Below are 24,170 nucleotides of genomic sequence, written 5' to 3' on the forward strand. Positions count from 1 at the left end.
CGATCATTCACTGGTAAGGGCCGTGACCGGGTCGAGCCGGGCGGCTTTGCGGGCCGGCATGAAGCCGAAGACAACACCGGTCACAAGGGCGCAGCCAAAGGCACCGAGCACCGCCATCAAGGAAAATGCCACGGCGACTTCGCTGAGAATCAGCACGCCACCGACGATCAGCGCCAGGGCGATGCCGGCGATACCGCCGACCACCGAGAGCATCACCGCCTCAGTCAGGAACTGGCGCAGGATGTCGCGCTGGCGAGCGCCGGTGGCCATGCGGATGCCGATCTCGCGGGTGCGTTCGCGCACGGTCATCAGCATGATGTTCATCACGCCGATGCCACCGACCAGCAACGAAATCGCGGCAATCGAACCGAGCATCAGCGACAGGGTGTTTTGCGTGCGCGCCTCGGCCTGGATCATCGCGGCGTTGTTGGTCAGCTCGAAATCCTTCTTGCCGTTGTGCAGACGCAGCATCAGTTGCTCGATGGCGTGTTCGGTCTCCTTGACCTTGCGCGCATCGGCAGCGGCAATCGCCACGTATTCCGGATTGCGCGTGCCGAACAGGCGGACGCTGGCGGCGGAGTAGGGTACGGCGATGCGGTTGTCGCTGTCGGAGTCGCCGGAGCTGGCACCTTTTTCCGCCAGCACGCCGACCACCTGGAACGGCACGTTCTCGATCAGGATGTATTGGCCGATGGGGTTGGCGACATCTTTGAGCAACCGCGTGCGCACCTTGTGCCCGATCACCGCGACGGCCGCCGCGCTCTGCTCGTCGGCCTCGGTGAAGTAGCTGCCCTGAACCACCGGCCAGTTGAAGATCGCCGGGAAGTTGGTGTCATTGCCGCCCACATAGCTCAGGTAGTCGGCGTTGCCGAAACGCACGCCGGCTTCTGAACCGTTGACCGGCATGATCCGCATGACTTGCGGCAGGCTGGCCAGCGCGGCGACGTCATCAAGGGTGACGATGCCGGGCGGTGTGCGCGGGTTGGGCGCCGAGCCGCTGAGGTAAATGATGTTCGAACCGAAGGCGCCCATCTGTGCCATGACCTGGCGCTTGCTGCCTTCGCCGACCGCGAGCATCACCACCACCGATGCCACGCCGATGATGATCCCGAGCAGGGTCAGTGCCGTGCGGAAACGGTTGATCCACATCACCCGCCAGGCGGCATGCAGTGCGTCCACCAGCTCGCCTTTCCAGGCACCTGTGGCTTCGGCGCCTTCGGTCAGACGCTGGCGCAGGTCCACGGCCTGCAACGCGCCGGGGTTGGCGGTGGTCTGGGCCTCGGGATTGTCCCGGGCACTGTCGCTGATGATCAGGCCGTCGCGGATCTCGATGATGCGCTTGGCCCGCGCCGCCACTTCGCGGTCGTGGGTGATGAGGATCACCACGTGACCCTGGCTCGCCAGTTCGTCGAGCAGCGCCATGACCTCTTTGCCGCTGTGGCTGTCGAGGGCGCCGGTGGGCTCGTCGGCGAGGATGATATGGCCGCCGTTCATCAAGGCCCGGGCAATCGATACCCGTTGCTGCTGGCCGCCGGAAAGTTGATGCGGTCGGTTGCCGGTGCGCGAGGCCAGGCCGAGGCGGTCGAGCAGGGCGGCGGCGCGGGCGTGGCGTTCGGCGGCGGATATGCCGGCGTAGATCGCCGGCATCTCGACGTTTTCCTGGGCCGAGCCGGACGGAATCAGGTGGTAGCCCTGAAACACGAAACCAAAGGCTTCGCGACGCAGCCAGGCCAGCTCGTCGGTGTCCAGGCCGGCGACGTTTTCCCCGGCGAAGCGGTACTCACCGGTGGTCGGCCGGTCGAGGCAGCCGAGGATGTTCATCAGCGTCGACTTGCCGGAACCGGAGGCGCCGACGATCGCCACGAATTCGCCGGCGTGAATCGACAGGTCGATACCGCGCAGGACATGAACTTCGGGCGCGTCGCCGCCACCGTAGGATTTGCGGATGTCCTGCAGGTCGATCAGAGGCGTCTGCATTCAACCTCCGCTGCCGGTGGCCGGGCCGATCACCAAATGATCGCCCTCGTTGAGGCCTTCGAGAATCTGCACTTTCAAGCGGTCGCTGATGCCGGTGCGCACTTCGCGGGTTTCGATCTTGCCGTTGGCGGCGATCACCTGCGCGGTCTGCAGGTTGGCGGTGGTGCTGCCTTGCAGCGCGGCAACCGGTGCGGTGAGCACGTTTTGCGCCTGGTGGGCGACGAAGAAGACTTGCGTGGTCATTTCCGCCATCAGCGCGTTGTCGGCGTTGTCGACGTCCAGCAACACGGTGTACAGCACCACGCGGGCACTGCCGCTTTTGCTGGTGCTGGCGGGGCTGCCGCCACCCTGGCTGGTCTGGTCCAGCGGTTTGGGCGGCACCGGCAGGATCTGCCGCACGGTGCTGCTCCAGCGCCGGTGACCACCGCTGAGGGTGGTGAAGTAGGCGGTCATGCCAGGCTTGACGTGACCGATGTCGGCTTCCGACACCTCGGCCCACACGGTCATTGGCGACAGCTTGGCGATGCGCAGGATCAGCGGCGTCTGCTGCTGGGCATTGAGGGTCTGGCCCTCACGTGCATCGAGGGCGACCACCGTGCCGGTCATCGGCGCGTAGATGCGCGTGTAACCGAGTTCGGCCTGATCGCTGCGCAGGCTGGCCTCGGCCTGGCGGATCTGCGCCTGATACATGTCGATCCGCGCCTGGGTGGCTTTCAGTTCGGCGCGGGCGGTCTGCACGTCTTCTTCGCGGGTCGCGCCACCGGCGGCGAGATTCTGCTGGCGCTGGTACTTCTGCTGCGCCAGTTCGTGCTGGGCTTTTTGCTCCTGCAATTGCGCCTTGAGGTTTTCGATGGAATAACGCCCGGCGTCGAGTTTGGCCTTCTGCGTGGACGGGTCGATTTCCACCAGCAGCTGGCCTTCCTTGACCACGTCACCGACTTCGACGTGGATCTTCTGGATTTGCCCCGATGCCTGTGCGCCGACATCCACATAGCGTCGCGGTTGAAGGGTGCCCAGAGCCGTTACGCTGCTCTCGATATCGCCACGGCCGACCTGGACGGTGGCGAACTGGTCACGGCCGGGCGGCAGGACCTGCCAGGCAGCAACGGCAATTACGGGGATCAGACAAAGGGCTACGAGCAGGGCGCGTCGGGCGGGACGGGGACGTTTCATGCAGGGTTCCGGCCAGTGTGAGTCGGCCCGTCGTCCGCCGGGTGCCGCAAGCGGGCCACGGCCGGACGCTGTCGCAGGGCGCGACAGACACGGGGAGCTGATGGTTAAACGAGAAACGAAGCGGGGAATTTAGGCGCTGAAAAACGCGGTAACAGGTATAGACCCAGACAATTTGTCGGGCAAACCGAAACAGCGCTTTAAATCTATATGAGAATTACTATAAATTACGCATCTGAATTTGCCACTATCGTGCCATTGTCTTTTTCGACAGTAGCGGATCTGGCTCAAGGATCGAAACCGCACGTTGCGGCGGGGAATCATGTTGGAAAACTACTATCGCGAGTTGGTGTGTTTCCTGAACGCCAGGCTTGGCAACCGTCAGGTGGCCGAAGACGTGGTGCATGACGCTTATCTGCGGGTGCTGGAGCGATCCAGCGAAACGCCGATCGAGCAGCCTCGGGCATTTCTCTATCGCACTGCCCTGAACCTGGTGATTGACGATCATCGGCGCAATGCCCTGCGTCAGGTCGAATCGCTTGAAGTGCTCGACAGCGAAGAGCGCTATTTCACCCCATCCCCCCACAACACCTTCGATCACGGTCAGCGACTGGAAATGCTCCAGCGTGCCCTGGCAGAACTTTCGCCGCTGTGTCGCGAAAGTTTTCTGCTGCGCAAGATCGAAGGCCTGTCACACCCCGAAATCGCACAACACCTCGGCATTTCCAAGGCTCTGGTGGAAAAGCACATCGTCAATGCGATGAAGCATTGCCGCCTGCGCATCAAACAATGGGATGCCCATTGAGCTGTCGCCGTTAAATTTTTTTTCACTGTCCTCGTTCCTACTCAACAGACGATCTGCTGTCCTGCTCAAGGCCGGTCAGGTCACTCAGGCTTTTCGTCCCCGATGAATTCGGGGGTACATCCAGAGGACACTGGAAATGACACAGGCAATTGCATCGCCCATCGTTCACGACCTGATCGGCGTCGGTTTCGGCCCTTCGAACCTGGCGCTGGCCATCGCTCTGCAAGAGCGCGGCCCGACCCAGGGCGAACTGGATGTGCTGTTTCTCGACAAGCAGCCCAACTACAGCTGGCACGGCAACACCCTGTCGACCCAGAGCGAGCTGCAGATTTCCTTTCTCAAGGATCTGGTGACCCTGCGCAATCCGACCAGCCCGTACTCGTTCGTCAACTACCTCAAGCACCACGGCCGCCTGGTCGACTTCATCAACCTCGGTACGTTCTATCCGTGCCGCATGGAGTACAACGACTACCTGCGCTGGGTGGCCGGGCAGTTCACCGAACAGAGCCGTTACGGCGAGGAAGTGCTGACCATCGAGCCGGTGCTGCACAACCATCAGGTCGAAGCGCTGCGGGTGATTTCCCGTGATACCGAAGGCCAGCAGTTCGTGCGCACCGCGCGTTCGGTGGTGGTCAGCGCCGGCGGCACGCCACGCATTCCCGAGGCGTTCAAGGCGCTGAAGGGCGACGGCCGGGTGTTCCATCACTCGCAGTACCTGGCCGAGATGGCCAAGCAGCCGTGCATCAACAACCAGCCAATGAGCATCGCGATCATTGGTGGCGGGCAGAGCGCGGCGGAAGCCTTCATCGACCTGAACGATTCGTTCCCGTCGGTGCAGGTCGACATGATCCTGCGCGGCTCCGCCCTGAAACCGGCGGACGACAGCCCGTTCGTCAACGAAGTGTTCTCGCCGGAGTTCACCGACCTGATCTTCCAGCAGAAGAGCAGCGAGCGTGAGCGTCTGGTCAACGAGTACCACAACACCAACTACTCGGTGGTCGACATCGACCTGATCGAGCGCATCTACGGCATCTTCTATCGCCAGAAAGTTTCCGGTGTTGCCCGCCATGCGTTCCGCACCCTGACCACTGTCGAGAAAGCCACCGCCACCGAACGCGGTATCGAACTGACCGTGCGCAACAACGCCACTGGCGAAGTCACTGTGCGTGCCTACGACGCGGTCGTGCTGGCCACCGGTTACGAGCGTCAGATGCACCGCAAACTGCTCGCGCCGCTGGAAGAGTACCTGGGCGACTTCGAGGTCGACCGCAATTACCGGCTGATCACCGACGAGCGCTGCAAGGCCGGTCTGTACATGCAGGGCTTCTGTCAGGCCAGCCACGGTCTGAGCGACACACTGCTGTCGATCCTGCCGATCCGCGCGGACGAGATTGCCGGCTCGCTGTATGAGCATGGCAAGAACCGTGGGCACAGCCGTTCGATGGCGGATCTGTTGTTGGCGACTGCCAGCTAAACCTGCGGCGTTTGCCAAATCGTCTTCGCGGGCAAGCCCGCTCCCACACTGGATCTCTGCTGACCACAAAATCTGTGTTCAATGAAGATCCCCTGTGGGAGCGGGCTTGGTCCGGGCGGCGATCCGACGAAGCGGCCTTCAAGTACACCGCAAAAACTCAATCCTGAACCCTTCCTGAACACCCGCCACATTCCCCGACACACTTCCTTTTGCGGGTTTACTCTCCAGACATCGGGGCGTAAGCTTCGCGCGTTTTCATCAATAGCGGAGACCCACAGTGGGTACTTGTTCGAGTGACAGTTGTCGGCCGGTCCTTGTAACCGGCGGATTCTCGGCAAGATAACGCGCATTCCTTTGTGCCGTTGTCTCGCCGAACAGCGAGCAGCGGCATCCCGATCATGACCGATCCCGGTCATGTCCCGACGTCCTTCTCATCGACACTGAAAAGCCTGTGAAGTCGACTTTATCGTCGTCATTGCAGCCCTATCGACACGCCTGTCTTTTCTGACCGGCGCGCCACGCCTTGCCGTGCCGGTTTCCCGGTGCCCAGGACGAGGACGTACCTGCTCGACGGTTTCCCGGCTGACCATAGGGGCAACAGCCATGAAACTTACGCTCAAGGAATTTTTCGCAGGCTTCCTGCGGACCCGCCACATCGCCCGGCACTTCCGTCGCCTGGCCTTGCTGGAAACCCTCAGCGACACCACGGTCAGCCGTGAAGTGCCGCCCACCCTGGCCAATACACTGGTGGACGCCGCCCATTGCGACAGCGGCGTGCTGCTGTCGAACCTCGGCACCCACACCGACGGCCTCACCGATTTCGAAGTCGATGTGCTGCGCGCACAGCATGGCCTCAACGAAGTCGAGCACGAGCAACCGCTGCCGTGGTGGACCCACCTGTGGCACTGCTACAAAAACCCGTTCAACCTGCTGCTGACCCTGTTGGCGGTGATCTCGTGGCTGACCGAAGACCTCAAGGCCGCCATCGTGATTTTCTCGATGGTGGTGCTGTCGACGCTGCTGCGCTTCTGGCAGGAAAGCAAATCCAATCAGGCGGCCGATGCGCTCAAGGCGATGGTCAGCAACACCGCTACCGTGCTGCGCCGGGACGCGCCGCGTGCTGAGTTGCCGATCAAGCAACTGGTGCCCGGCGATCTGATCGTGCTGTCGGCCGGCGACATGATTCCTGCCGATTGCCGGGTGCTCAGCGCCAAGGACCTGTTCGTCAGCCAGGCGGCGATGACCGGCGAGTCGATGCCGGTGGAGAAATTCCCGCGTCAGGCCGATCGCGATACGCGCAATCCGCTGGAGCTCGACAACATCCTGTTCATGGGTACCAACGTGGTGTCCGGGACGGCGGTAGCGGTGATTCTCACCACCGGCAACAGCACCTATTTCGGTGCGCTGGCGCAGCGGGTCGGGGCGACTGATCGCGCGGTGACTTCGTTCCAGCAAGGGGTGAACAAAGTCAGCTGGCTGCTGATCCGCTTCATGTTCGTCATGGCGCCGCTGGTGTTGTTCATCAACGGTTTCACCAAGGGCGACTGGACCGAAGCACTGCTGTTCGCGCTGTCGATTGCCGTGGGCCTAACCCCGGAAATGCTGCCGATGATTGTTACCTCGACCCTGGCCAAGGGCGCGGTGTTCCTGTCGCGCAAGAAAGTCATCGTCAAACGCCTGGATGCGATCCAGAACTTCGGCGCCATGGACGTGCTGTGCACCGACAAGACCGGCACTTTGACTCAGGACAAGATCTTTCTGGCGCGCAACGTCGACGTCTGGGGCGAAGACTCCGATGACGTGCTGGAAATGGCCTACCTCAACAGCTACTACCAGACCGGCCTGAAAAACCTGCTGGACGTGGCGGTGCTGGAACACGTGGAAATCCACCGCGAGCTGAAGGTCGGCACGGCATTTCGCAAGGTCGACGAGATTCCGTTCGACTTCAACCGTCGGCGCATGTCGGTGGTGGTCGAAGGGCGCGGCCAGCCGCATCAACTGATCTGCAAAGGTGCGGTGGAAGAGGTTCTTTCGGTGTGCAGCCGGGTTCGTCACGGTGAAGTCGACGAAGCCTTGAGCGATGAATTGCTGGCGAAAATCCGTCAGGTCACCGCAGCATTCAACGCTGAAGGCTTGCGCGTGGTCGCGGTGGCGGCCCGGTCGATGCCGCAAGGGCGCGACACCTACAGCCTGAGCGACGAGCAGGAACTGACGCTGATCGGCTACGTGGCGTTCCTCGATCCACCGAAGGAAAGTACTGCACCAGCGCTCAAGGCGCTGGCCGAGCACGGCGTGGCCGTGAAAGTGCTGACCGGCGACAACGAACTGGTGACCGCCAAGATCTGCCGCGAAGTGGGCCTGGCTCAGCAAGGCCTGTTGATGGGCAACGACATCGAACACATGAGCGACGCGGAACTGGCGGTGGCCGTGGAAACCACCAACGTGTTCGCCAAGCTGACGCCGTCGCACAAGGAACGCATCGTGCGCATCCTCAAGGGCAACGGCCACGTGGTCGGGTTCATGGGCGACGGCATCAACGACGCCCCGGCGCTGCGCACCGCGGATATCGGGATTTCCGTGGACAGCGCGGTGGACATCGCCAAGGAAGCCGCTGACATCATCCTGCTGGAGAAGAGCCTGATGGTGCTGGAGGAGGGCGTGCTGGAAGGGCGCCGGACCTTCGCCAACATGCTCAAGTACATCAAGATGACGGCCAGCTCGAACTTCGGCAACGTGTTCTCGGTGCTGGTGGCCAGCGCGTTCATTCCGTTCCTGCCGATGCTGCCGATGCACCTGCTGGTGCAAAACCTGCTGTATGACATTTCGCAGATCGCAATCCCGTTCGACAACGTCGACGACGAGATGCTGAAACAGCCGCAGCGCTGGCAGCCGGGGGACGTCGGGCGCTTCATGCTGTTCTTCGGCCCGATCAGTTCGATCTTCGACATCACAACGTTCGCCTTGATGTGGTACGTGTTCGATGCCAACACCCCGGATCACCAGACGCTGTTCCAGTCCGGCTGGTTCGTCGTGGGGCTGCTGACCCAGACGCTGATCGTGCACATGATCCGCACGCCGAAGATTCCGTTCCTGCAAAGCCGCGCGGCCATGCCGTTGCTGGTGATGACCGCAATCATCATGGCCGTGGGCATCTTCCTGCCGATGGGACCGCTGGCGCACTACTTCAAATTGCAGGCGCTGCCGTCGATGTACTTCGTGTTCCTGCCGGTGATCCTGCTGGCATACATGGCACTGACTCAGGCCGTGAAAGGCTTCTACATCCGTCGGTTCGGCTGGCAGTAACAGGCAAGATTCCCCCCTTGTGGGAGCAAGGGGGGGCGGTTTCAAGGAGTTCGACATGCAAGCGATCAACAATCTCAACCTCACCTCATTGCTCGACACTTTGGTCAGCCTCAGCGCGGCCTTCATCCTGGGCGGCCTGATCGGCTTCGAACGTCAGTACCGGCAACGTACGGCGGGTTTGCGCACCAACGTGCTGGTGGCGGTCGGCGCGGCGATTTTCGTCGACATGGCCAACCGTCTGGCCGGTGCCGAAGGCGCGGTGCGGGTGGTCGCGTATGTGGTCTCCGGTATCGGCTTTCTCGGTGCCGGGGTGATCATGCGCGAAGAGGGCAACGTGCGCGGGCTCAACACCGCCGCCACGCTCTGGACCTCGGCGGCCGTCGGTGCCTGTGCCGGTGCCGACCTGCTGGCCGAAGCGGTGCTGGGCACCTTGTTCGTGCTCGCCGCCAACACCTTGCTGCGGCCGATCGTCAACAACATCAATCGTCAGCCGCTCGATGTGGTCTCTGCGGAAGTCACCAACATCGTTTACGTCATCGCCCGGCGCTCGCAGCAGAAAGCCGTGTTCGCCTTGCTTGAAGCCGAGCTTGAGCGCAGCAACTACCCGGCCAGCGATGTCGATGTACATGCCTTCGGTGCCGATGAAATCGAGATCGAAGCCACGCTGGCGACGACTTCGGTGGACGGTGATGAACTGGATGCGCTGGTGGCGCGAATCTCGACCTCCGCACTGGTGGTGCAGGCGTTCTGGAGTCCGAGTACCACGGAGTAACTTTTTTTATCCGGATGAGTGACGTTATTTTTCGGAAAAGTCCTACAGAGTACGCCCCGGCGCTTGGGTAGTCTTGCCGCCACTTGAAGCGACTACCCGGACTTTCACGTTGACCGACAAAACCCTGCGCATCCTGATCGCCGACTTGCAGCACTTTCACCGGATGAAGATCGAGCGCCTGTTCAATGGCCTCGATTACTACCGCATTGCCCCGGTGCAAAACCTTGCCGAACTGTTGACGCTGGTCGATTACGGCTGTGAGCCATTCGATGTCCTGGTGATCAATGCCGAACTGGCGGACGGGATGGCGGATCTTCGTGGTTTCCTGTTTGATCATCCGCAAATCCGGCGGGCGCTTGTCTACGGTGAACCGACGGACGCCTCAGGGGTTCCCGGGCGCTTTGGCGCAAAGATCATCACCAGCCCTGCGCCTCTGCCTTCAATCTGCGCCCTCGAGCAGCTGATGACCTCGGTCGAGGCTTCGTCTGGGTGCTCATCGCGTGTTCGATCACAGATCGCTCTATCGCACAACTGTCAGATCTGACAGGTGATCCAGCGTGCACACCGTGCAACAGTTGTAGCGCAGCTACCAATAGTCCCGTCCATGCAAGATCGGCGGCGTCATGGCATGTATTCGCCTCGGGAGTGGTCATGGGTTCAGCATTGATCGTCGATGATCATCCGGTGGTGGTGGGTGCTCTTCGCCTGGTTCTGGAATCGGCGGGTTACCAACCGATTCACGTGACTACCTGCGGTGTTGATGTAGTGCCAATGCTCCGAGAGCACGCGCCGGAACTGGTCGTGCTCGACCTGAAGCTCAAAGGATTCGGTGGTCTGGAGGTGTTGGCGCGCATCAGAGCCGTCGGGCTGGTCTGCAAGGTGGTGATTTTCACCTCGGCCGATCCTGAACACTATCTGATGCGCTGCCGACGTGCGGGGGCGATGGCTTTTGTCGCCAAGTCCGCCTCGATGCAGCATTTGCAAAATGCAATCAAGGCCGTCCGTTCGGGCTATAGCTACTTCCCGGAAATGCCTGCGGTCAATGCCGGGCAAACCGAAGCGCATCGCGATGAACGAGATTCGATTGATTGTCTGTCCACTCGCGAAATGCAGATCTTGCTGAAGCTGGCCGAAGGCGAGTCCAACAAGCAGATTGCTCTGGAGATGAACCTTAGTCATAAAACCATCAGCACCTACAAGACTCGCCTGATGCTGAAACTTGGAGTGAGCTCGCTGGTGGTCTTGCGAGAGTTTGTCAAACGCAACGGCCTGCTTTGAACGGTTGCCCCATGATATGTCCTCTGCGGATTGTGCTTCTGTCGATACTGTTGCTTGCAAGCGCAGTGCACGCCACCGAGGCGCAAAGGTTGGAAATCGTCTCCCGCACCCGTCTGGAGGGGGTGCAGGTTCGTCTGGATGAGCAGGACAAACAGTGGCTGAGCGCGCACAGGGTATTGCGCATCGGTGCCTCCTGGCCGGATTACCCACCCTTTGAACTGACCCGCAAACGCCATGAACTGGAAGGTCTCACGGCCGATTACGCTGACGCGATCGCCCAGATACTCAACATCGCCGTCGAGGTCTGGTGCTATCCCGACCGCGAAAGCGCCATGGCCGCGCTCAAGGCCGGGGATCTGGACCTGCTGGGCACGTCGAACAACTTCGAAATCGCCGATCCTGACCTGATGCTGTCCCGTGCCTACGCCGAGGATCAGCCGATGTGGGTGACCCGGCTCGATGAACCGTTGCCGGGCGACCTCGCGGGCAAGCGCATCGCCATGGTGGACGACTACCTGCCAGCCTCGACCATCGAAGAGGCATACCCACAAGTTTCCCTGCAGCGTTACCGCTCGATTTTCGATGCCCTGGGCGCCGTGGCGTTCGGCCGGGATGCGCTCTATCTCGGCGACTTCATCAGCGCCAGCTACCTGATCAACACGCATTTCTACAACGACCTGCAACTGGCCGGCCCTTCGGGCCTTGATGCCAATCCGTTCGGCTTCGCCCTGGCCCGCAGCAACATGCGTTTGAAACGTCTGGTCGACAAGGCCCTGCTGGCGATTCCCATGGAGCAGCGTCTGGCCATTGAACTGCGCTGGAGCGCCGGTCGCGCCGATATGGCGGCGCAGTCGCGGGTGAGCCTGAGCGACAGCGAGCAACAATGGCTGGATCAGCATCCGGTGGTGCGGGTAGGCGCAATCGATGATTTTGCACCGCTGACATTCTTTGACGCCGATGGTCGGTTCAGCGGACTGGCTGCGCAACTGCTCAACCTGATCAGTCAGCGCAGCGGCCTGACGTTCGAGGTGGTGCGGGGTCAGTCTCTGGATCGTCAGGTCGAGCAACTCAAAAACGGTGAGCTGGATCTGTTACCGGTGCTGACACCGAGCCGCGAGCGCGAAACGCAAATGCTGTTTACCCGTTCGTACGCCAATAGTCCCTTCGTCTTGATCAGCGATTCGAAGGCACAGGCGCCGCGCAGTCTGGAAGAGATGACTGGCAAACGTCTGGCGCTCTATCGCGGTAATCCGTTGCGCGATTATCTGCTGGAGAACGTGCCGCAGATCCGCCTGATCGAGTTGCCAAGCCCGGCCGACGGCACGCAGGCGCTGCTCGACGGCAAGGCTGACGCGACATTGAGTTCGTTGTTGGTGGCGCGCTACCAGATCGATCACCAGTACCGCGATCGCTTGCGCATTGTCTCGACTTTGGGCGATCAACCGGCCCGGGTTGCTATGGTCACAGCGCTCGACGCCCCGCAGTTGCAATCCATTCTGAACAAGGCACTGCTGAGCATCGCACCGCAGGAAATTGACGGCCTGGTCGCACGCTGGAGTCGTAACGTGGTGCTGCAAGACAGCTATTGGCAGCGTCATCGCGAGCAAATATTGCGCGGGTTTGCCGTTGCTGCAGGGTTGCTGTTGCTGGCATTGGGCTGGATCGGCTTTCAGCGTCGGCAGATTCGCCAGCGTCAGCAATGGCTAAGTCAGTTGCAGGAGGCCAAGGAGACGGCCGACGAAGCCAACCGTGCCAAGAGTACGTTTCTGGCGACCATGAGTCATGAAATCCGCACCCCGATGAATGCCCTGACCGGCATGCTCGAACTGGCCCTCAAACGTGCCGATGAAGGCGTGACCGATCGCCAGGCGATCGAAGTCGCGTCCAGTGCCGGGCAGCAATTGCTGGCATTGATTGGCGACATTCTCGACATCGCACGCATCGAGTCCGGGCATTTGTCGCTGGCCCCCGAGCGCGCCAATCTGCGCGAAGTGGTCGTGTCGGTGTGTCGGATTTTCGAAGGCCTGGCCCGGCAGAAGCAATTGTTATGGCATGTCGAGCTGGATGAGCTCAGCGACGTCGAGGTGATGCTCGATCCCCTGCGTTTCAAGCAAGTGCTGTCGAACCTGTTGAGCAATGCAATCAAATTCACCGACGACGGCGAGGTGAGCCTGCGCTTGCGCGTGTTCGCAGAACAGGACGGGCTGATTGAGGTGGGCGTGATCATCGAAGACAGTGGACGGGGGATCAGCGTCGAGGATCAGCAGCGACTGTTCAGTCCGTTTGTACAGGTCGGCGAGCATCAGTCTGTGACGCATGGCGGGTCGGGTCTGGGGCTGGTGATCAGTCGCAACCTGTGCCGGATGATGGGCGGTGACTTGTGGATGAGCAGCGAGTTGAACCGCGGCACTCAGCTCATGCTGAGACTGGAGCTGCCTGTGCTGGCGCCACTTGTGCAGGAAGCTCCGCCGGCGCCAGTGGCGATGACAGTGAAGTCGCTGAACGTGCTGGTGGTGGATGACCATCCGGTGAATCGCCTGTTGTTGTGCCGGCAGTTGAGTGAACTGGGCCATCACGCCGTTGACGCCGGTGGCGGTGAAGAGGGGCTGGAGCTGTGGCGCAGGCAATCCTTCGATGCACTGATCACCGATATCAACATGCACGGGCTCAACGGTTACGAACTGGCGCGAGCAGTGCGTCAGGAAGAAGTCGCGACGGGCAGGGCGCCCTGCCTGATCCTCGGATTTACCGCCAATGCACAGATGGAAGAAAAGCAGCGATGCCGGGCGGCGGGGATGGACGATTGCCTGTTCAAACCGGTGCTGCTGCGCGAATTGAGCCAGGCCCTGATGGCTGCCGTACCGGGTGACGTGCAGGCTGACAGCGTGGACGATCCGGCAGTGGCCGAGTTCGACCTCAGTGCGCTGTGGCAACTGGCAGGCGTGGACAACCCGCTGATCGGGCAACTGCGTGAGGAGGTGTTGAGCAGTTTGCGCATTGACCTCAAGCGTCTGGACGAATCAGCTCGCGATCGCAAAGGCTTGCGTGATCTGGCGCATCACGTCACGGGCGGGGCGCACATGATTGGTGCCGAGCGCGTGGTCTCGGCGTGTCGGGTGCTCGAGCAGGCTTGCCAGGACGATCAGCCCGAAGCGGCATTGACGGCCGCCATCGATTTGCTGCGCGTGGCCATGCAAGACCTCGCGCAGCAGCTTCAGGCCTGATCGGTCAGTCCCACTGCGGCGCGATGCCTTTGGGGCTGGTCAGGCGATGGCCGCGATCCAGTGTGGCAATCAGCGCCATGTCGGCGTCGCTCAGAGTCAGCGCCGTGGCGCCCAGGTTGCCTTGCAGGTTGGCGCGCTTGGTCGACGATGGAATCACCGCGTAACCCGACTGCATCGCCCACGCCAGGGTGACCTGCGCCGGAGTGGCTTGCAGGCGCTCGGCGACCTGCACGATCAGCGGATCCTTCAACACTTCACCATAGGCCAGGGTCATGTACGACGTGATCTGAATGCCCTGACTCTGGGCGAATTCCACGACCTTGCGGTTCTGCAGGTACGGGTGCAGTTCAATCTGGTTGGTGGCGATATTTTCCGCACCGACCGCAGCAATCGCCTGTTTCATCAGGTCGATGGTGAAGTTGGACACGCCGATCTGCCGGGTCAGACCCAGGCGTTTGGCTTCCAGCAGGGCGCCCATGAATTCTTCGACCGGCACTTGATCTTCCGGCGATGGCCAGTGGATCAGCGTCAGGTCGAGGTAGTCGGTCTGCAACTTTTGCAGGCTCTCCTTGAGGCTTTCGATCAGCCGGTCTTTGGCGAAGTTGGCGATCCAGATTTTGCTGGTGATGAACAGTTCGTCGCGGGCGATGCCGCTGGCAGCGATGGCCTCGCCAACGTCGGATTCGTTTTCGTAGATTTGCGCGGTGTCGATGACCCGGTAACCGAGCTCAAGGGCGGTGCTCACCGAGTCGATGACTACCTGACCTTGCAGGCGAAACGTACCAAGACCGAAAGCGGGAACAGACATGAAGGACTCCAGGGTTGCAGTGGGAATGAGCAGGAGTATCCGCGTCTGATTCCTTGGGAAAAACCGCTGTCGGGACAAAGTACTGTTGACTGAAAGTCACGAATCACCGCAGTCGGTCATCGTTCCATCAGTAGAACGATGAGGACGGTTTTGGCTGACTAGTACTAAATACGTGGCGAATTTATGATCGGCCTTATGATCAACCTGATGACGGAGTCCACCATGAAAAACCTTATCGGTATCTACACCAGCCCTCGCGGCCACTGGGTCGGCGATGGGTTTCCGGTGCGTACCCTATTTTCCTACGACAATCTGGGCAAGCACATCAGCCCGTTCCTGCTGCTGGATCACGCCGGGCCTGCGCAATTCACCCCGACCACTGAGCGTCGTGGCGTGGGCCAGCATCCGCACCGTGGTTTCGAAACCGTGACCATCGTTTACGAAGGGGAAGTGCAGCACCGTGATTCCACCGGCAGCGGCGGCATCATTGGTCCGGGCGATGTGCAATGGATGACGGCGGCTTCCGGAATCCTGCATGAAGAATTCCACTCGGAAAACTTCGCCAGAACCGGCGGCAATCTGGAAATGGTGCAGCTGTGGGTGAATCTGCCGGCCAGGGACAAAATGGCCGCGCCGGGTTACCAGACCATTCTGGACAGTGATATCCCGCAAATCGCACTCAAGGACGGTGCCGGCAGCCTGCGTCTGATCGCCGGTGAGTTCGACGGTCAGAAGGGCCCGTCCCGCACGTTCACGCCTATCGATGTGTGGGATCTGCGACTGAACAGCGGCAAGTTGCTCACGCTGGACTTGCACGAAGGCCGCAACACGGCGTTGGTGGTGTTGAAGGGGTCGATACAGGTCAATGGCGTGGAGTCGATGCGCGAAGGGCAACTGGCGCTGTTCGAGCGTGACGGCAAGCGAATCACCCTCCAAGCCAGCCAGGACGCAGTGGTGCTGTTGCTCAGCGGCGAGCCGATTGATGAGCCGATCGTCGGCCACGGCCCGTTCGTGATGAACACCGAGCAGGAAATCCACCAGGCCTTCGCCGACTTCCAGTCCGGCCGCTTCGGCCAGATGCACGGCTGAAAATCCCGGCAGACGCCACGCGTGTCTGCCGGTTTTTTTTGAGCGCGCGCAGTGGCGCTCATCCCGCCAAATCAATTCCTCCTACACTGAGCCCAATCTGTGCGATCTTCTCGCGACTGGCCCCTGTCGGAGTTGTTTGATGCTGTCTCTGCTCACCGATCATCCGTTGTTTTGCGCCTTGATCCTGATCCTGATCGATCTCGGTCTGTGGCGTCTGATCAGCTCCCACGGCAGCGCCTGGAAACTGTTGGTGCGGGTGCTGATCTTTGCCCTGTTCAGCATTCTGCTGTTCAACGAAGGGCTCAACCCGATGGAGCCTGCGCCGTGGGCCGACAACGTGCCATTGCACCTGGCGGCGACCGGGTTGCAGATCGGCTGGTGGCTGTTCGGCGCGCGCACCCTGACGGTGTTGATTGGCGCGGTGATGATGCAGCGGGTCGGGCACACCGGGCGGCTGTTGCAGGATCTGCTGGGTGCGGTGATCTTCCTGATTGCGATCATCGCGGCGCTGGCCTACGTGCTGGATCTGCCGGTCAAAGGCGTGCTGGCAACATCCGGGGCGTTGGCGATCATCGTCGGTCTGGCATTGCAGAGCACCTTGAGTGACGTGTTTTCCGGGATCGTGCTCAACACCACCAAGCCTTATCAACTGGATGACTGGATTTCCATCGACGGCACCGAAGGCCGGGTCACCGACATCGACTGGCGCGCCACGCGCCTGCAAACCAGTCAGGGCAGCATGGCGGTGATTCCCAACTCGCTGGCGGCCAAGGCCAAGATCATCAACTTCAGCCGGCCGAGCAATATGTTCGGGGTTGCCGTCAGCGTGCAGGTCAGCCCGCATGCGCGGCCCAGTTCGGTGATCGATGCCCTGGAGCGGGCGATGCAGGGCTGTCGGCAATTGCTGGAAAGCCCCGCGCCGAGTGTCGCGCTGAAGAACTCCAGCAGTGCCGGTACCGAATATGAAATCAGCGGGTTTGTCGCTTCGATGAGCGAAAAGCGCGTGGTGCGCAATCAGTTGTTTGACCTCGCTTACCGGCACCTGCAAGCGTCCGGGGTCAATCTATTGTCGAGTGATGAGCCTGGCGTGCCGAGCAATCTCTCGCGCCCCCGGGCGTTGCTGGACAGCTCACCGATTTTCTCCACGCTGCGGCAGGAAGAGAAAGAAACCTTCAGCCAGAACATGACCCTGCAGACCTTCCGTGCCGGCGAGATGATCCTCGCGGGCGGTGAGGTCAGCGATCATTTGTTCATCATCGAATCCGGTGTGGTCTCGGTGACGCTCAAGCGCCACGGCACGCCATTCGAGTCCGGGCGGATGGGGCCGGGTGAGGTGATCGGCGAGGCGGGGATTCTGTCCGATACGTCATTGCCGGCCGACTTTTCCGCCAAGACCTTCTGCGCGCTGTACCGCATCGAGAAGTCTTATCTCAAACCGTGTCTGGACGCCCGTCACGACATCAACGACGCGATGCAGGCGCTGCTCGATTTCCGCCTGCACAAGGCGCAATCCCTGACGGAAGAAACGCCGGTGGCGGTGCCGAAAAAAGGTTTCCTGCAATGGCTGCGCAACCGCGTCTGAGCCTTCAGCGCAGGCCGTAATCCGCCAGTTTGCGTTCCAGGTTCAGGCGCACCTGCGGCCATTCGTCATCGATGATGCTGAAACGCACCGAGTTGCGCTTGCGGCCGTCCGGCATGATGCGTTCATGGCGGACGATGCCTTCCTGCTGCGCGCCGAGCCGCAGGATCGCGTTACGTGATTTCTGGTTGTTTTCGTCGGTGGTGAACTGCACCCGCACGCAATCGAGCACCTCGAACGCGTGGCGCAGCATCAGGTACTTGGCCTCGGTGTTGACGAAGGTCTTCTGAAAGCGTGCCGAAATCCAGCTGCTGCCGATCTCCAGCTTGCGATTGAGCGGATCGATCTTCCAGAACCGGGTCGAGCCGATCACTTCGCCGGTTTCTTTCAGCACGATGACAAACGGCATGACCGTGCCCGCCTCACGGCCGTCGAGGGCCTTTTTCAGGTAGGCATCGACGGTGGTGGCCGAGGGCACCACCGTGACCGTGAGATTCCACAGTTCACCGTCGGCGGCAGCGCGGAGCAGGGCATCGGCGTCGGTGTATTGAAGCGGGCGCAGGATGATTCCCTGGCCTTGCAGCGTGGTTTGCATGAGGGGATTCTCGACGGTTCGGGCGAGGGCTTATTACGCCGTACGGGAAGGATGCGACGCAACCGTCGCGGTGGGCGGATGTCACAGTTTTTATCGGTCAAAGGCAGGAACCCGGACGATGAAAAAGATGCGCATTGCCACGTTCAACGTCAACGGCCTGCGGGCCCGACTGCCGAATCTGCTGGAATGGCTGAGGCGCGAGCAGCCGGACATCGTCTGTTTGCAAGAGCTGAAACTGGTGGACAGCGCGTTTCCTGCCGCTGAGCTTGCGGCCGCCGGTTACGGTGCCATCTGGCACGGCCAGGCGTCATGGAACGGCGTGGCTATTCTTGCCCGCGATGCGCAACCGCTGGAGAGCCGGCGCGGTCTGCCCGGCGATCCTGACGATAAACACAGTCGCTATCTCGAAGCGGCGGTGCACGGGGTGTTGGTGGGGTGCCTGTACCTGCCCAATGGCAATCCGCAGCCGGGGCCGAAGTTCGATTACAAACTGGCCTGGTTCGAGCGTCTGATCAAATACGCCCGGGATCTGCAAAGCAGCGACCACCCGGTGGTGTTGGCCGGCGATTACAACGTGGTGCCCACCGATCTGGATATCTACAACACTCGTTCCTGGCTCAAGGATGCGTTGTTGCAACCGCAAAGCCGCGAGTGTTACCAGCGATTGCTGGATCAGGGCTGGACGGATTCGTTGCGGCACCTTTATCCCGAAGATCGGCTTTATACGTTCTGGGATTACTTCCGCCAGCACTGGCAGAAGAACTCCGGGCTGCGGATCGACCATCTACTGCTTAATCCAAAGCTGAGCCCTTATCTGCACGAGGCCGGTGTAGATGCCTGGGTGCGCAATGAACCGCATGCCAGCGACCACGCGCCGACGTGGATTCGCATCGATTCGCGTAAAAGACGCTAGCCGGTGATTGGTTAATTCAATTGTCGATTCGATGCCCGGATCCCGTATACATGGCGACCATCGGCGGAACGATCCGCGCCCCCATGCAAAAGGACCCAGCAATGAGCGAGCCACGCCTGACGAATCTGAAACAGTACCTGCAACGCCTGGGATTCGATGCGCCTCCGGCACCGACCCTTGAAACCCTGCGTCTGTTGCAGCTGCGCCATACCGGCGCCTTTCCTTTCGAAAACCTGTCGACGCTCAGTGGCGAGCCCGTCCTGATCGATCTGCCCTCCATCGAACGCAAGGTGTTTAACGGCGCCCGTGGCGGCTACTGCTACGAGCTGAACAATCTGTTTCTGGCGCTGTTGCTGGAGTTGGGGTTCGACGCGCGGGGTATCAGCGGGCGAGTGGTGATGAATCAGCCCGAGGGCAGCTGGACGGCGCGCACCCACCGCTTGAGCCTGGTGACCATTGACGACGTGCGCTACATCACCGACGTCGGCTTCGGCGGCATGGTGCCGACCGCGCCGCTGATGCTCGATACCGACGCCGAGCAATCCACGCCGCATGAACCGTATCGCATCGAAGTGCAGGCCGATGGCTACATGCTGCGGGCCAGAGTCGCCGGCGAATGGCGGCCGATGTACCTGTTCGACCTGCAACGCCAGGAAGACATCGATTACACCCTCGGCAACTGGTACGTCTCGACTCACCCGGACTCGCCATTTGCCCAGCGCCTGATGGTCGCGCGTACCGGCGACGGCTGGCGGCGCACGTTGAACAACGGCAGTTTCGCGATCCACCGCATTGGCGCTGAAAGCGAGCGACGTGAAGTGGTGGATGTCGATGAACTGATCGAACTGCTGGAAAGGGAGTTCGGCCTGCGCTTGCCGCACCAGCCCGGTGCGCGCGAGGCACTGGCGCGCCTGATCCAGCCGGTTTGAAACCTAAGGTTTTGCCTCTGGCTCCAGCACCCGCCGGATCTCGTTCACGGCCGCCGACAGTTTTTTCTCAAGGCTCTTGAGGTCGGTGGCGGTGATGCCTTGCTTGAATTGCCCGCTGGAGTGTTCGAGTTCATCGGCGTCGCCACGGCTGTTAAGCAGTGCGTGGCGCAGGGTGTTGTTGATAACGGTCTGATAGCCGTAGCCCTCGCTTTCAGCGGCCTCGCGCGCGGCTTCGATCACCGCGTCATCGAGCATGATGGTGATGCGGGTCTTGCCCTTGGTGGGCGCGATGGCGCCGCGTTTACCCTGGCTGAAATCGTACTCATCCTTCATTGATCACCTCTGCGCAAAGTTGCCCTCACTCGCTGGGCTCGAATGCGTTGGCAGCATTCTTGCTTTTATCGAACTGAATCTTGAATGACTCCATTACGCATACTTTATATGCATGAAAAGGATGAGACCGCGCCGTCGGTCGCCGTGAACACTTCAGCCCAGGCGGATAAAACGTGGACTCGATTGGGGATGTGTTGCCGGATTTGTGGGGGATGAAAGCAGCGGGATAGAAGGTTGGGTGGCTAGCTAACCATTATGTGACTGATAAGTTGTATACAAGTCTATGGACATTTGTCCTGGCTCTTGCATACAGTGTGCGCATAACAAAAACCAGGGAACTCCCCCACCATGAAAACGCCCCATGTTTCACACCAACGGCCCGAGGACGAGAATCTCGGGGTCGGCGCGAATATGGCTTACGGCCTGCAACACGTTCTGACCATGTATGGCGGTATCGTCGCGGTGCCACTGATCATCGGTCAGGCCGCCGGGCTTTCGCCGGCGGACATCGGTCTGTTGATTGCTGCTTCATTGTTTGCGGGGGGGCTGGCCACGTTGCTGCAAACCCTGGGTTTACCGTTTTTCGGCTGTCAATTGCCGCTGGTGCAGGGCGTGTCGTTCTCCGGTGTTGCCACGATGGTGGCGATTGTCAGCAGTGGCGGGGAGGGCGGCTTCCAGTCGGTGCTCGGCGCGGTGATTGCGGCGTCGCTGATCGGCTTGCTGATCACGCCGGTGTTCTCGCGAATCACCAAGTTCTTCCCGCCGCTGGTCACGGGCATCGTGATCACCACCATCGGCCTGACGCTGATGCCGGTGGCCGCACGCTGGGCTATGGGTGGCAACAGTCACGCGCCTGATTTTGGCAGCATGCAAAACATCGGTCTGGCGGCGGTCACGCTGGTGCTGGTGTTGCTGCTGAGCAAGGTTGGCAGCTCCACCATCTCGCGTCTGTCGATCCTGTTGGCCATGGTGATCGGCACGGTGCTGGCGGTGTTCCTCGGCATGGCGGACTTCTCCAACGTCACCCAGGGCCCGATGTTCGGCTTCCCGACACCGTTCCATTTCGGCATGCCGACCTTCCACTTCGCCGCGATCCTGTCGATGTGCATCGTGGTCATGGTCACCTTGGTAGAAACTTCGGCGGACATCCTGGCGGTCGGTGAAATCATCGGCACCAAGGTCGACTCCAAACGCCTGGGCAACGGCCTGCGGGCGGACATGCTGTCGAGCATGTTTGCGCCGATCTTTGGCTCGTTCACCCAGAGCGCCTTCGCCCAGAACGTCGGGCTGGTGGCGGTGACCGGGATCAAGAGCCGCTATGTGGTGGCGACCGGCGGTATCTTCCTGGTGATCCTCGGCCTGCTGCCATTCATGGGCCGGGTCATCGCAGCCGTGCCGACCTCGGTACTCGGCGGCGCCGGTATCGTGCTGTTCGGCACCGTGGCGGCGAGCGGCATCCGGACGCTGTCCAAGGTCGATTACCGCAACAACGTCAACCTGATCATCGTCGCCACCTCAATCGGCTTCGGCATGATTCCGATTGCCGCGCCGAACTTCTACGATCACTTCCCGAGCTGGTTCGCGACCATTTTCCATTCGGGCATCAGCTCGTCGGCGATCATGGCGATCCTGCTGAACCTGGCGTTCAACCACTTCACGGCGGGTAACTCGGATCAGCAGTCAGTGTTTGCGGCGGCAGAAGAGCGGACCCTGCGTTATCGCGATCTGGCAGCCCTGCGTGAAGGCGACTACTTCAGCGACGGCAAGCTGCACGACTGCGACGGCAACGAAGTGCCGGTGATCGATCCGGATTCGGATCACGGTCATGGCGCGCCGAAGGCACACGCCAAGAGCAGCGAGCACGTCTGACCGTTGTAGTTGAATGAAAAAGGGCCGATCAGTTGCGAAACTGATCGGCCCTTTTTATGGCGCTGACTTTTTCAATGCCCACAAAAAAGCCCCTGAATCTATCGATTCAGGGGCTCTGTATTTGGCTCCACAACCTGGACTCGAACCAGGGACCCAGTGATTAACAGTCACTTGCTCTACCAACTGAGCTATTGCGGAATTGGTGCGTATGTTACTGATTTAAAAAGACTAGTCAAGCATTGCCGAAACTTTTTTACCGAACGGCTTTTCAGCCGCCGAAGGTAAAGGTGCCCATCAGCAGTTTTGCGTACAACGCTGTGGCGGCCAGTTGTACCAGCCACAGGGCCAGTCCGCCGAGAAACACGCCGGCCGCCACTTGCAGCACCAGGCTCTTTTCGCGTTTGCCCGAGGTGCGGGGTGGATAGTAGTCCAGCTCATCGCGGTCGGCGCGCAGGTCATCGTTTTTCATATCGGCTCTCTGAAATATCGTCTGTGTGCAGTCTAGAGGGTGTAGCGGCTTTTCTTCAGACAAATAAAAAACGGGAAGCCCGAAGGCTTCCCGTTTTCAGTGCAGCGCCGGATCAGATGACCTGAACGATGGCGTCCGTCACGGCTTCGATGTTGCTCTGGTTCAGCGCGGCGACGCAGATGCGGCCGGTGTCCAGGGCGTAGATGCCGAACTCGTTGCGCAGGCGGTGAACCTGTTCGGTGGTCAGGCCGGAGTAGGAGAACATGCCGCGCTGACGACCAACGAAGCTGAAGTCACGCTGCGGGGCTTTTTTGGCCAGCAGAGCAACCATCTGCTCGCGCATGCCGCGAATGCGCAGGCGCATTTCAGCCAGTTCGGCTTCCCACTGGGCGCGCAGTTCCGGGCTGTTCAGCACGGCGGCGACAACGCTTGCACCGTGGGTCGGCGGGTTGGAGTAGTTGGTGCGGATCACGCGTTTGACTTGCGACAGGACGCGGGCGCTTTCTTCTTTCGATTCGCTGACGATCGACAGCGCGCCGACACGCTCGCCGTACAGCGAGAACGACTTGGAGAACGAGCTCGACACGAAGAAGGTCAGGCCGGATTCGGCGAACAGACGCACGGCAGCAGCGTCTTCGGCAATGCCGTCACCGAAACCCTGGTAAGCCATGTCGAGGAACGGCACGTGACCTTTGGCCTTGACCGCTTCCAGCACGTTGTTCCAGTCCGCCGGGCTCAGGTCGACGCCGGTCGGGTTGTGGCAGCACGCGTGCAGCACGATGATCGAGCCGTTCGGCAGCGCATTGAGGTCTTCCAGCAGGCCGGCACGGTTCACGTCGTGGGTGGCGGCGTCGTAGTAGCGGTAGTTCTGCACCGGGAAACCGGCGGTTTCGAACAGCGCGCGGTGGTTTTCCCAGCTCGGGTCGCTGATCGCCACAACGGCATTGGGCAGCAGTTGCTTGAGGAAGTCGGCACCGATTTTCAGTGCGCCGGTACCGCCGACGGCCTGAGTGGTGACGACGCGGCCAGCCGCCAGCAGTGGCGAATCATTGCCGAACAGCAGCTTTTGCACGGCCTGATCGTAAGCAGCGATGCCGTCGATCGGCAGGTAGCCACGGGAGGCGTGCTGAGCGGCGCGAATGGTTTCGGCTTCGATAACGGCGCGCAGGAGTGGAATTCGCCCCTCTTCGTTGCAGTACACACCCACCCCGAGGTTGACCTTATTGGTCCGGGTATCGGCGTTGAATGCTTCGTTGAGGCCCAGGATTGGATCGCGGGGTGCCATTTCGACAGCGGAGAACAGGCTCATTTTTACGGCAGCTCTAATGGAGAGTGGAGGGACGTGTGGCGCTCCAGCCGAATGCACTAGAGCGGTGCACAAACGGGGAGCTAGTATAGAGGCCATCATCGATCAATGGCGACAGGCGAATCGGGTTTTCAGGTAAGTTTTTCCGATTATTTCTCGACCGTTAGTCGAATGGACTTGTCGGAGACTTTACCGGATGTAGGACGTTTGCCTTGAAAGGCGAGGCAATCGGCTCCACATTCAGCACAATCTTCGTTTTTCCTTGCGCGACATCGGT

General features: G+C 60.8%; 19 protein-coding genes and 1 tRNA gene. 12 read left to right on the forward strand and 8 right to left on the reverse strand.

Translation table 11 applies throughout. The features are described from left to right. Positions 1-3: 3 nt before the first annotated feature. Positions 4-1,977: a MacB family efflux pump subunit gene (locus tag QR290_RS10835; protein WP_289204877.1), complete on the reverse strand. Its 1,974-nt coding sequence runs from the start codon at positions 1,975-1,977 to the stop codon at positions 4-6. Further along, positions 1,978-3,150 carry an efflux RND transporter periplasmic adaptor subunit gene (locus QR290_RS10840; protein WP_289204878.1) on the reverse strand — a complete coding sequence of 391 codons (1,173 nt, stop codon included), beginning with the start codon at positions 3,148-3,150 and terminating at the stop codon, positions 1,978-1,980. A gap of 319 nt (positions 3,151-3,469) precedes the next feature. Between QR290_RS10840 and QR290_RS10845 the strand changes: the two genes are divergently transcribed. From QR290_RS10845 to QR290_RS10875, 7 genes are all read left to right on the forward strand, one after another. Next, complete coding sequence (locus QR290_RS10845) at positions 3,470-3,952, forward strand: sigma-70 family RNA polymerase sigma factor (protein WP_011333322.1); 483 nt, start codon at positions 3,470-3,472, stop codon at positions 3,950-3,952. A gap of 136 nt (positions 3,953-4,088) precedes the next feature. After that, positions 4,089-5,426: a lysine N(6)-hydroxylase/L-ornithine N(5)-oxygenase family protein gene (locus QR290_RS10850; protein ID WP_289204879.1), complete on the forward strand. Its 1,338-nt coding sequence runs from the start codon at positions 4,089-4,091 to the stop codon at positions 5,424-5,426. Positions 5,427-6,029: 603 nt separating this feature from the next. Continuing rightward, the gene (gene mgtA / locus QR290_RS10855; protein WP_289204880.1) at positions 6,030-8,729 is read left to right on the forward strand and encodes a magnesium-translocating P-type ATPase; all 2,700 of its coding nucleotides are present in this window, start codon (positions 6,030-6,032) and stop codon (positions 8,727-8,729) included. Positions 8,730-8,784: 55 nt separating this feature from the next. Beyond that, a complete protein-coding gene (locus QR290_RS10860) occupies positions 8,785-9,501 on the forward strand; it encodes an MgtC/SapB family protein (RefSeq protein WP_064594791.1) in 717 nt (238 codons plus the stop codon). Between the two features lie 109 nt (positions 9,502-9,610). Further along, the gene (locus QR290_RS10865; RefSeq protein WP_289204881.1) at positions 9,611-10,045 is read left to right on the forward strand and encodes a chemotaxis protein CheY; all 435 of its coding nucleotides are present in this window, start codon (positions 9,611-9,613) and stop codon (positions 10,043-10,045) included. Between the two features lie 107 nt (positions 10,046-10,152). Then, positions 10,153-10,779 (forward strand): response regulator transcription factor, encoded by a 627-nt coding sequence (locus tag QR290_RS10870; RefSeq protein WP_289204882.1) that lies wholly within the window; start codon positions 10,153-10,155, stop codon positions 10,777-10,779. An 11-nt stretch (positions 10,780-10,790) separates the two neighbouring features. Continuing rightward, a complete protein-coding gene (locus tag QR290_RS10875) occupies positions 10,791-14,003 on the forward strand; it encodes an ATP-binding protein (RefSeq protein WP_289204883.1) in 3,213 nt (1,070 codons plus the stop codon). A 4-nt stretch (positions 14,004-14,007) separates the two neighbouring features. Here QR290_RS10875 and dkgB read toward each other — a convergent pair whose 3' ends face one another. Further along, positions 14,008-14,811 (reverse strand): 2,5-didehydrogluconate reductase DkgB, encoded by an 804-nt coding sequence (gene dkgB / locus QR290_RS10880; protein WP_289204884.1) that lies wholly within the window; start codon positions 14,809-14,811, stop codon positions 14,008-14,010. Between the two features lie 222 nt (positions 14,812-15,033). On the opposite strand from dkgB, the gene QR290_RS10885 reads away from it, so the two are divergent. Further along, positions 15,034-15,900 (forward strand): pirin family protein, encoded by an 867-nt coding sequence (locus QR290_RS10885; protein WP_289204885.1) that lies wholly within the window; start codon positions 15,034-15,036, stop codon positions 15,898-15,900. Between the two features lie 139 nt (positions 15,901-16,039). Further along, positions 16,040-17,482, forward strand: a complete 1,443-nt coding sequence (locus QR290_RS10890) for a mechanosensitive ion channel family protein (RefSeq protein ID WP_115077194.1) — start codon at positions 16,040-16,042, stop codon at positions 17,480-17,482. A gap of 4 nt (positions 17,483-17,486) precedes the next feature. On the opposite strand, the gene QR290_RS10895 is transcribed toward QR290_RS10890, so the two are convergent. Then, positions 17,487-18,074 carry a GNAT family N-acetyltransferase gene (locus QR290_RS10895; RefSeq protein ID WP_115077195.1) on the reverse strand — a complete coding sequence of 196 codons (588 nt, stop codon included), beginning with the start codon at positions 18,072-18,074 and terminating at the stop codon, positions 17,487-17,489. Positions 18,075-18,192: 118 nt separating this feature from the next. Here QR290_RS10895 and QR290_RS10900 point away from each other — a divergent pair, with 118 nt between their 5' ends. After that, a complete protein-coding gene (locus tag QR290_RS10900) occupies positions 18,193-18,987 on the forward strand; it encodes an exodeoxyribonuclease III (RefSeq protein ID WP_289204886.1) in 795 nt (264 codons plus the stop codon). A 101-nt stretch (positions 18,988-19,088) separates the two neighbouring features. Next, on the forward strand, positions 19,089-19,916 hold the full coding sequence (locus tag QR290_RS10905) for an arylamine N-acetyltransferase family protein (protein WP_289204887.1): 828 nt from the start codon (positions 19,089-19,091) through the stop codon (positions 19,914-19,916). 3 nt (positions 19,917-19,919) lie between these two features. Here the strand turns inward: QR290_RS10905 and QR290_RS10910 are convergent, their stop codons facing one another. Then, entirely contained in the window at positions 19,920-20,249 is a 330-nt protein-coding gene (locus QR290_RS10910) for a BrnA antitoxin family protein (protein ID WP_115077198.1), read from the reverse strand. Between the two features lie 348 nt (positions 20,250-20,597). Between QR290_RS10910 and QR290_RS10915 the strand changes: the two genes are divergently transcribed. Continuing rightward, positions 20,598-22,118 (forward strand): nucleobase:cation symporter-2 family protein, encoded by a 1,521-nt coding sequence (locus tag QR290_RS10915; protein ID WP_085690393.1) that lies wholly within the window; start codon positions 20,598-20,600, stop codon positions 22,116-22,118. Positions 22,119-22,240: 122 nt separating this feature from the next. Here the strand turns inward: QR290_RS10915 and QR290_RS10920 are convergent. The 3 genes from QR290_RS10920 to QR290_RS10930 all read right to left on the reverse strand — a co-directional run bounded on the left by QR290_RS10920 (position 22,241) and on the right by QR290_RS10930 (position 23,896). After that, positions 22,241-22,316: transfer RNA gene (locus QR290_RS10920), tRNA-Asn, on the reverse strand. A 70-nt stretch (positions 22,317-22,386) separates the two neighbouring features. After that, a complete protein-coding gene (locus QR290_RS10925) occupies positions 22,387-22,587 on the reverse strand; it encodes a hypothetical protein (RefSeq protein WP_065257405.1) in 201 nt (66 codons plus the stop codon). A 112-nt stretch (positions 22,588-22,699) separates the two neighbouring features. Then, a complete protein-coding gene (locus QR290_RS10930) occupies positions 22,700-23,896 on the reverse strand; it encodes an amino acid aminotransferase (protein WP_007956422.1) in 1,197 nt (398 codons plus the stop codon). Positions 23,897-24,170: the final 274 nt, after the last annotated feature.

Origin of the sequence: Pseudomonas fluorescens (genome assembly GCF_030344995.1) — a bacterium.
Taxonomy (GTDB): domain Bacteria; phylum Pseudomonadota; class Gammaproteobacteria; order Pseudomonadales; family Pseudomonadaceae; genus Aquipseudomonas; species Aquipseudomonas fluorescens_BF.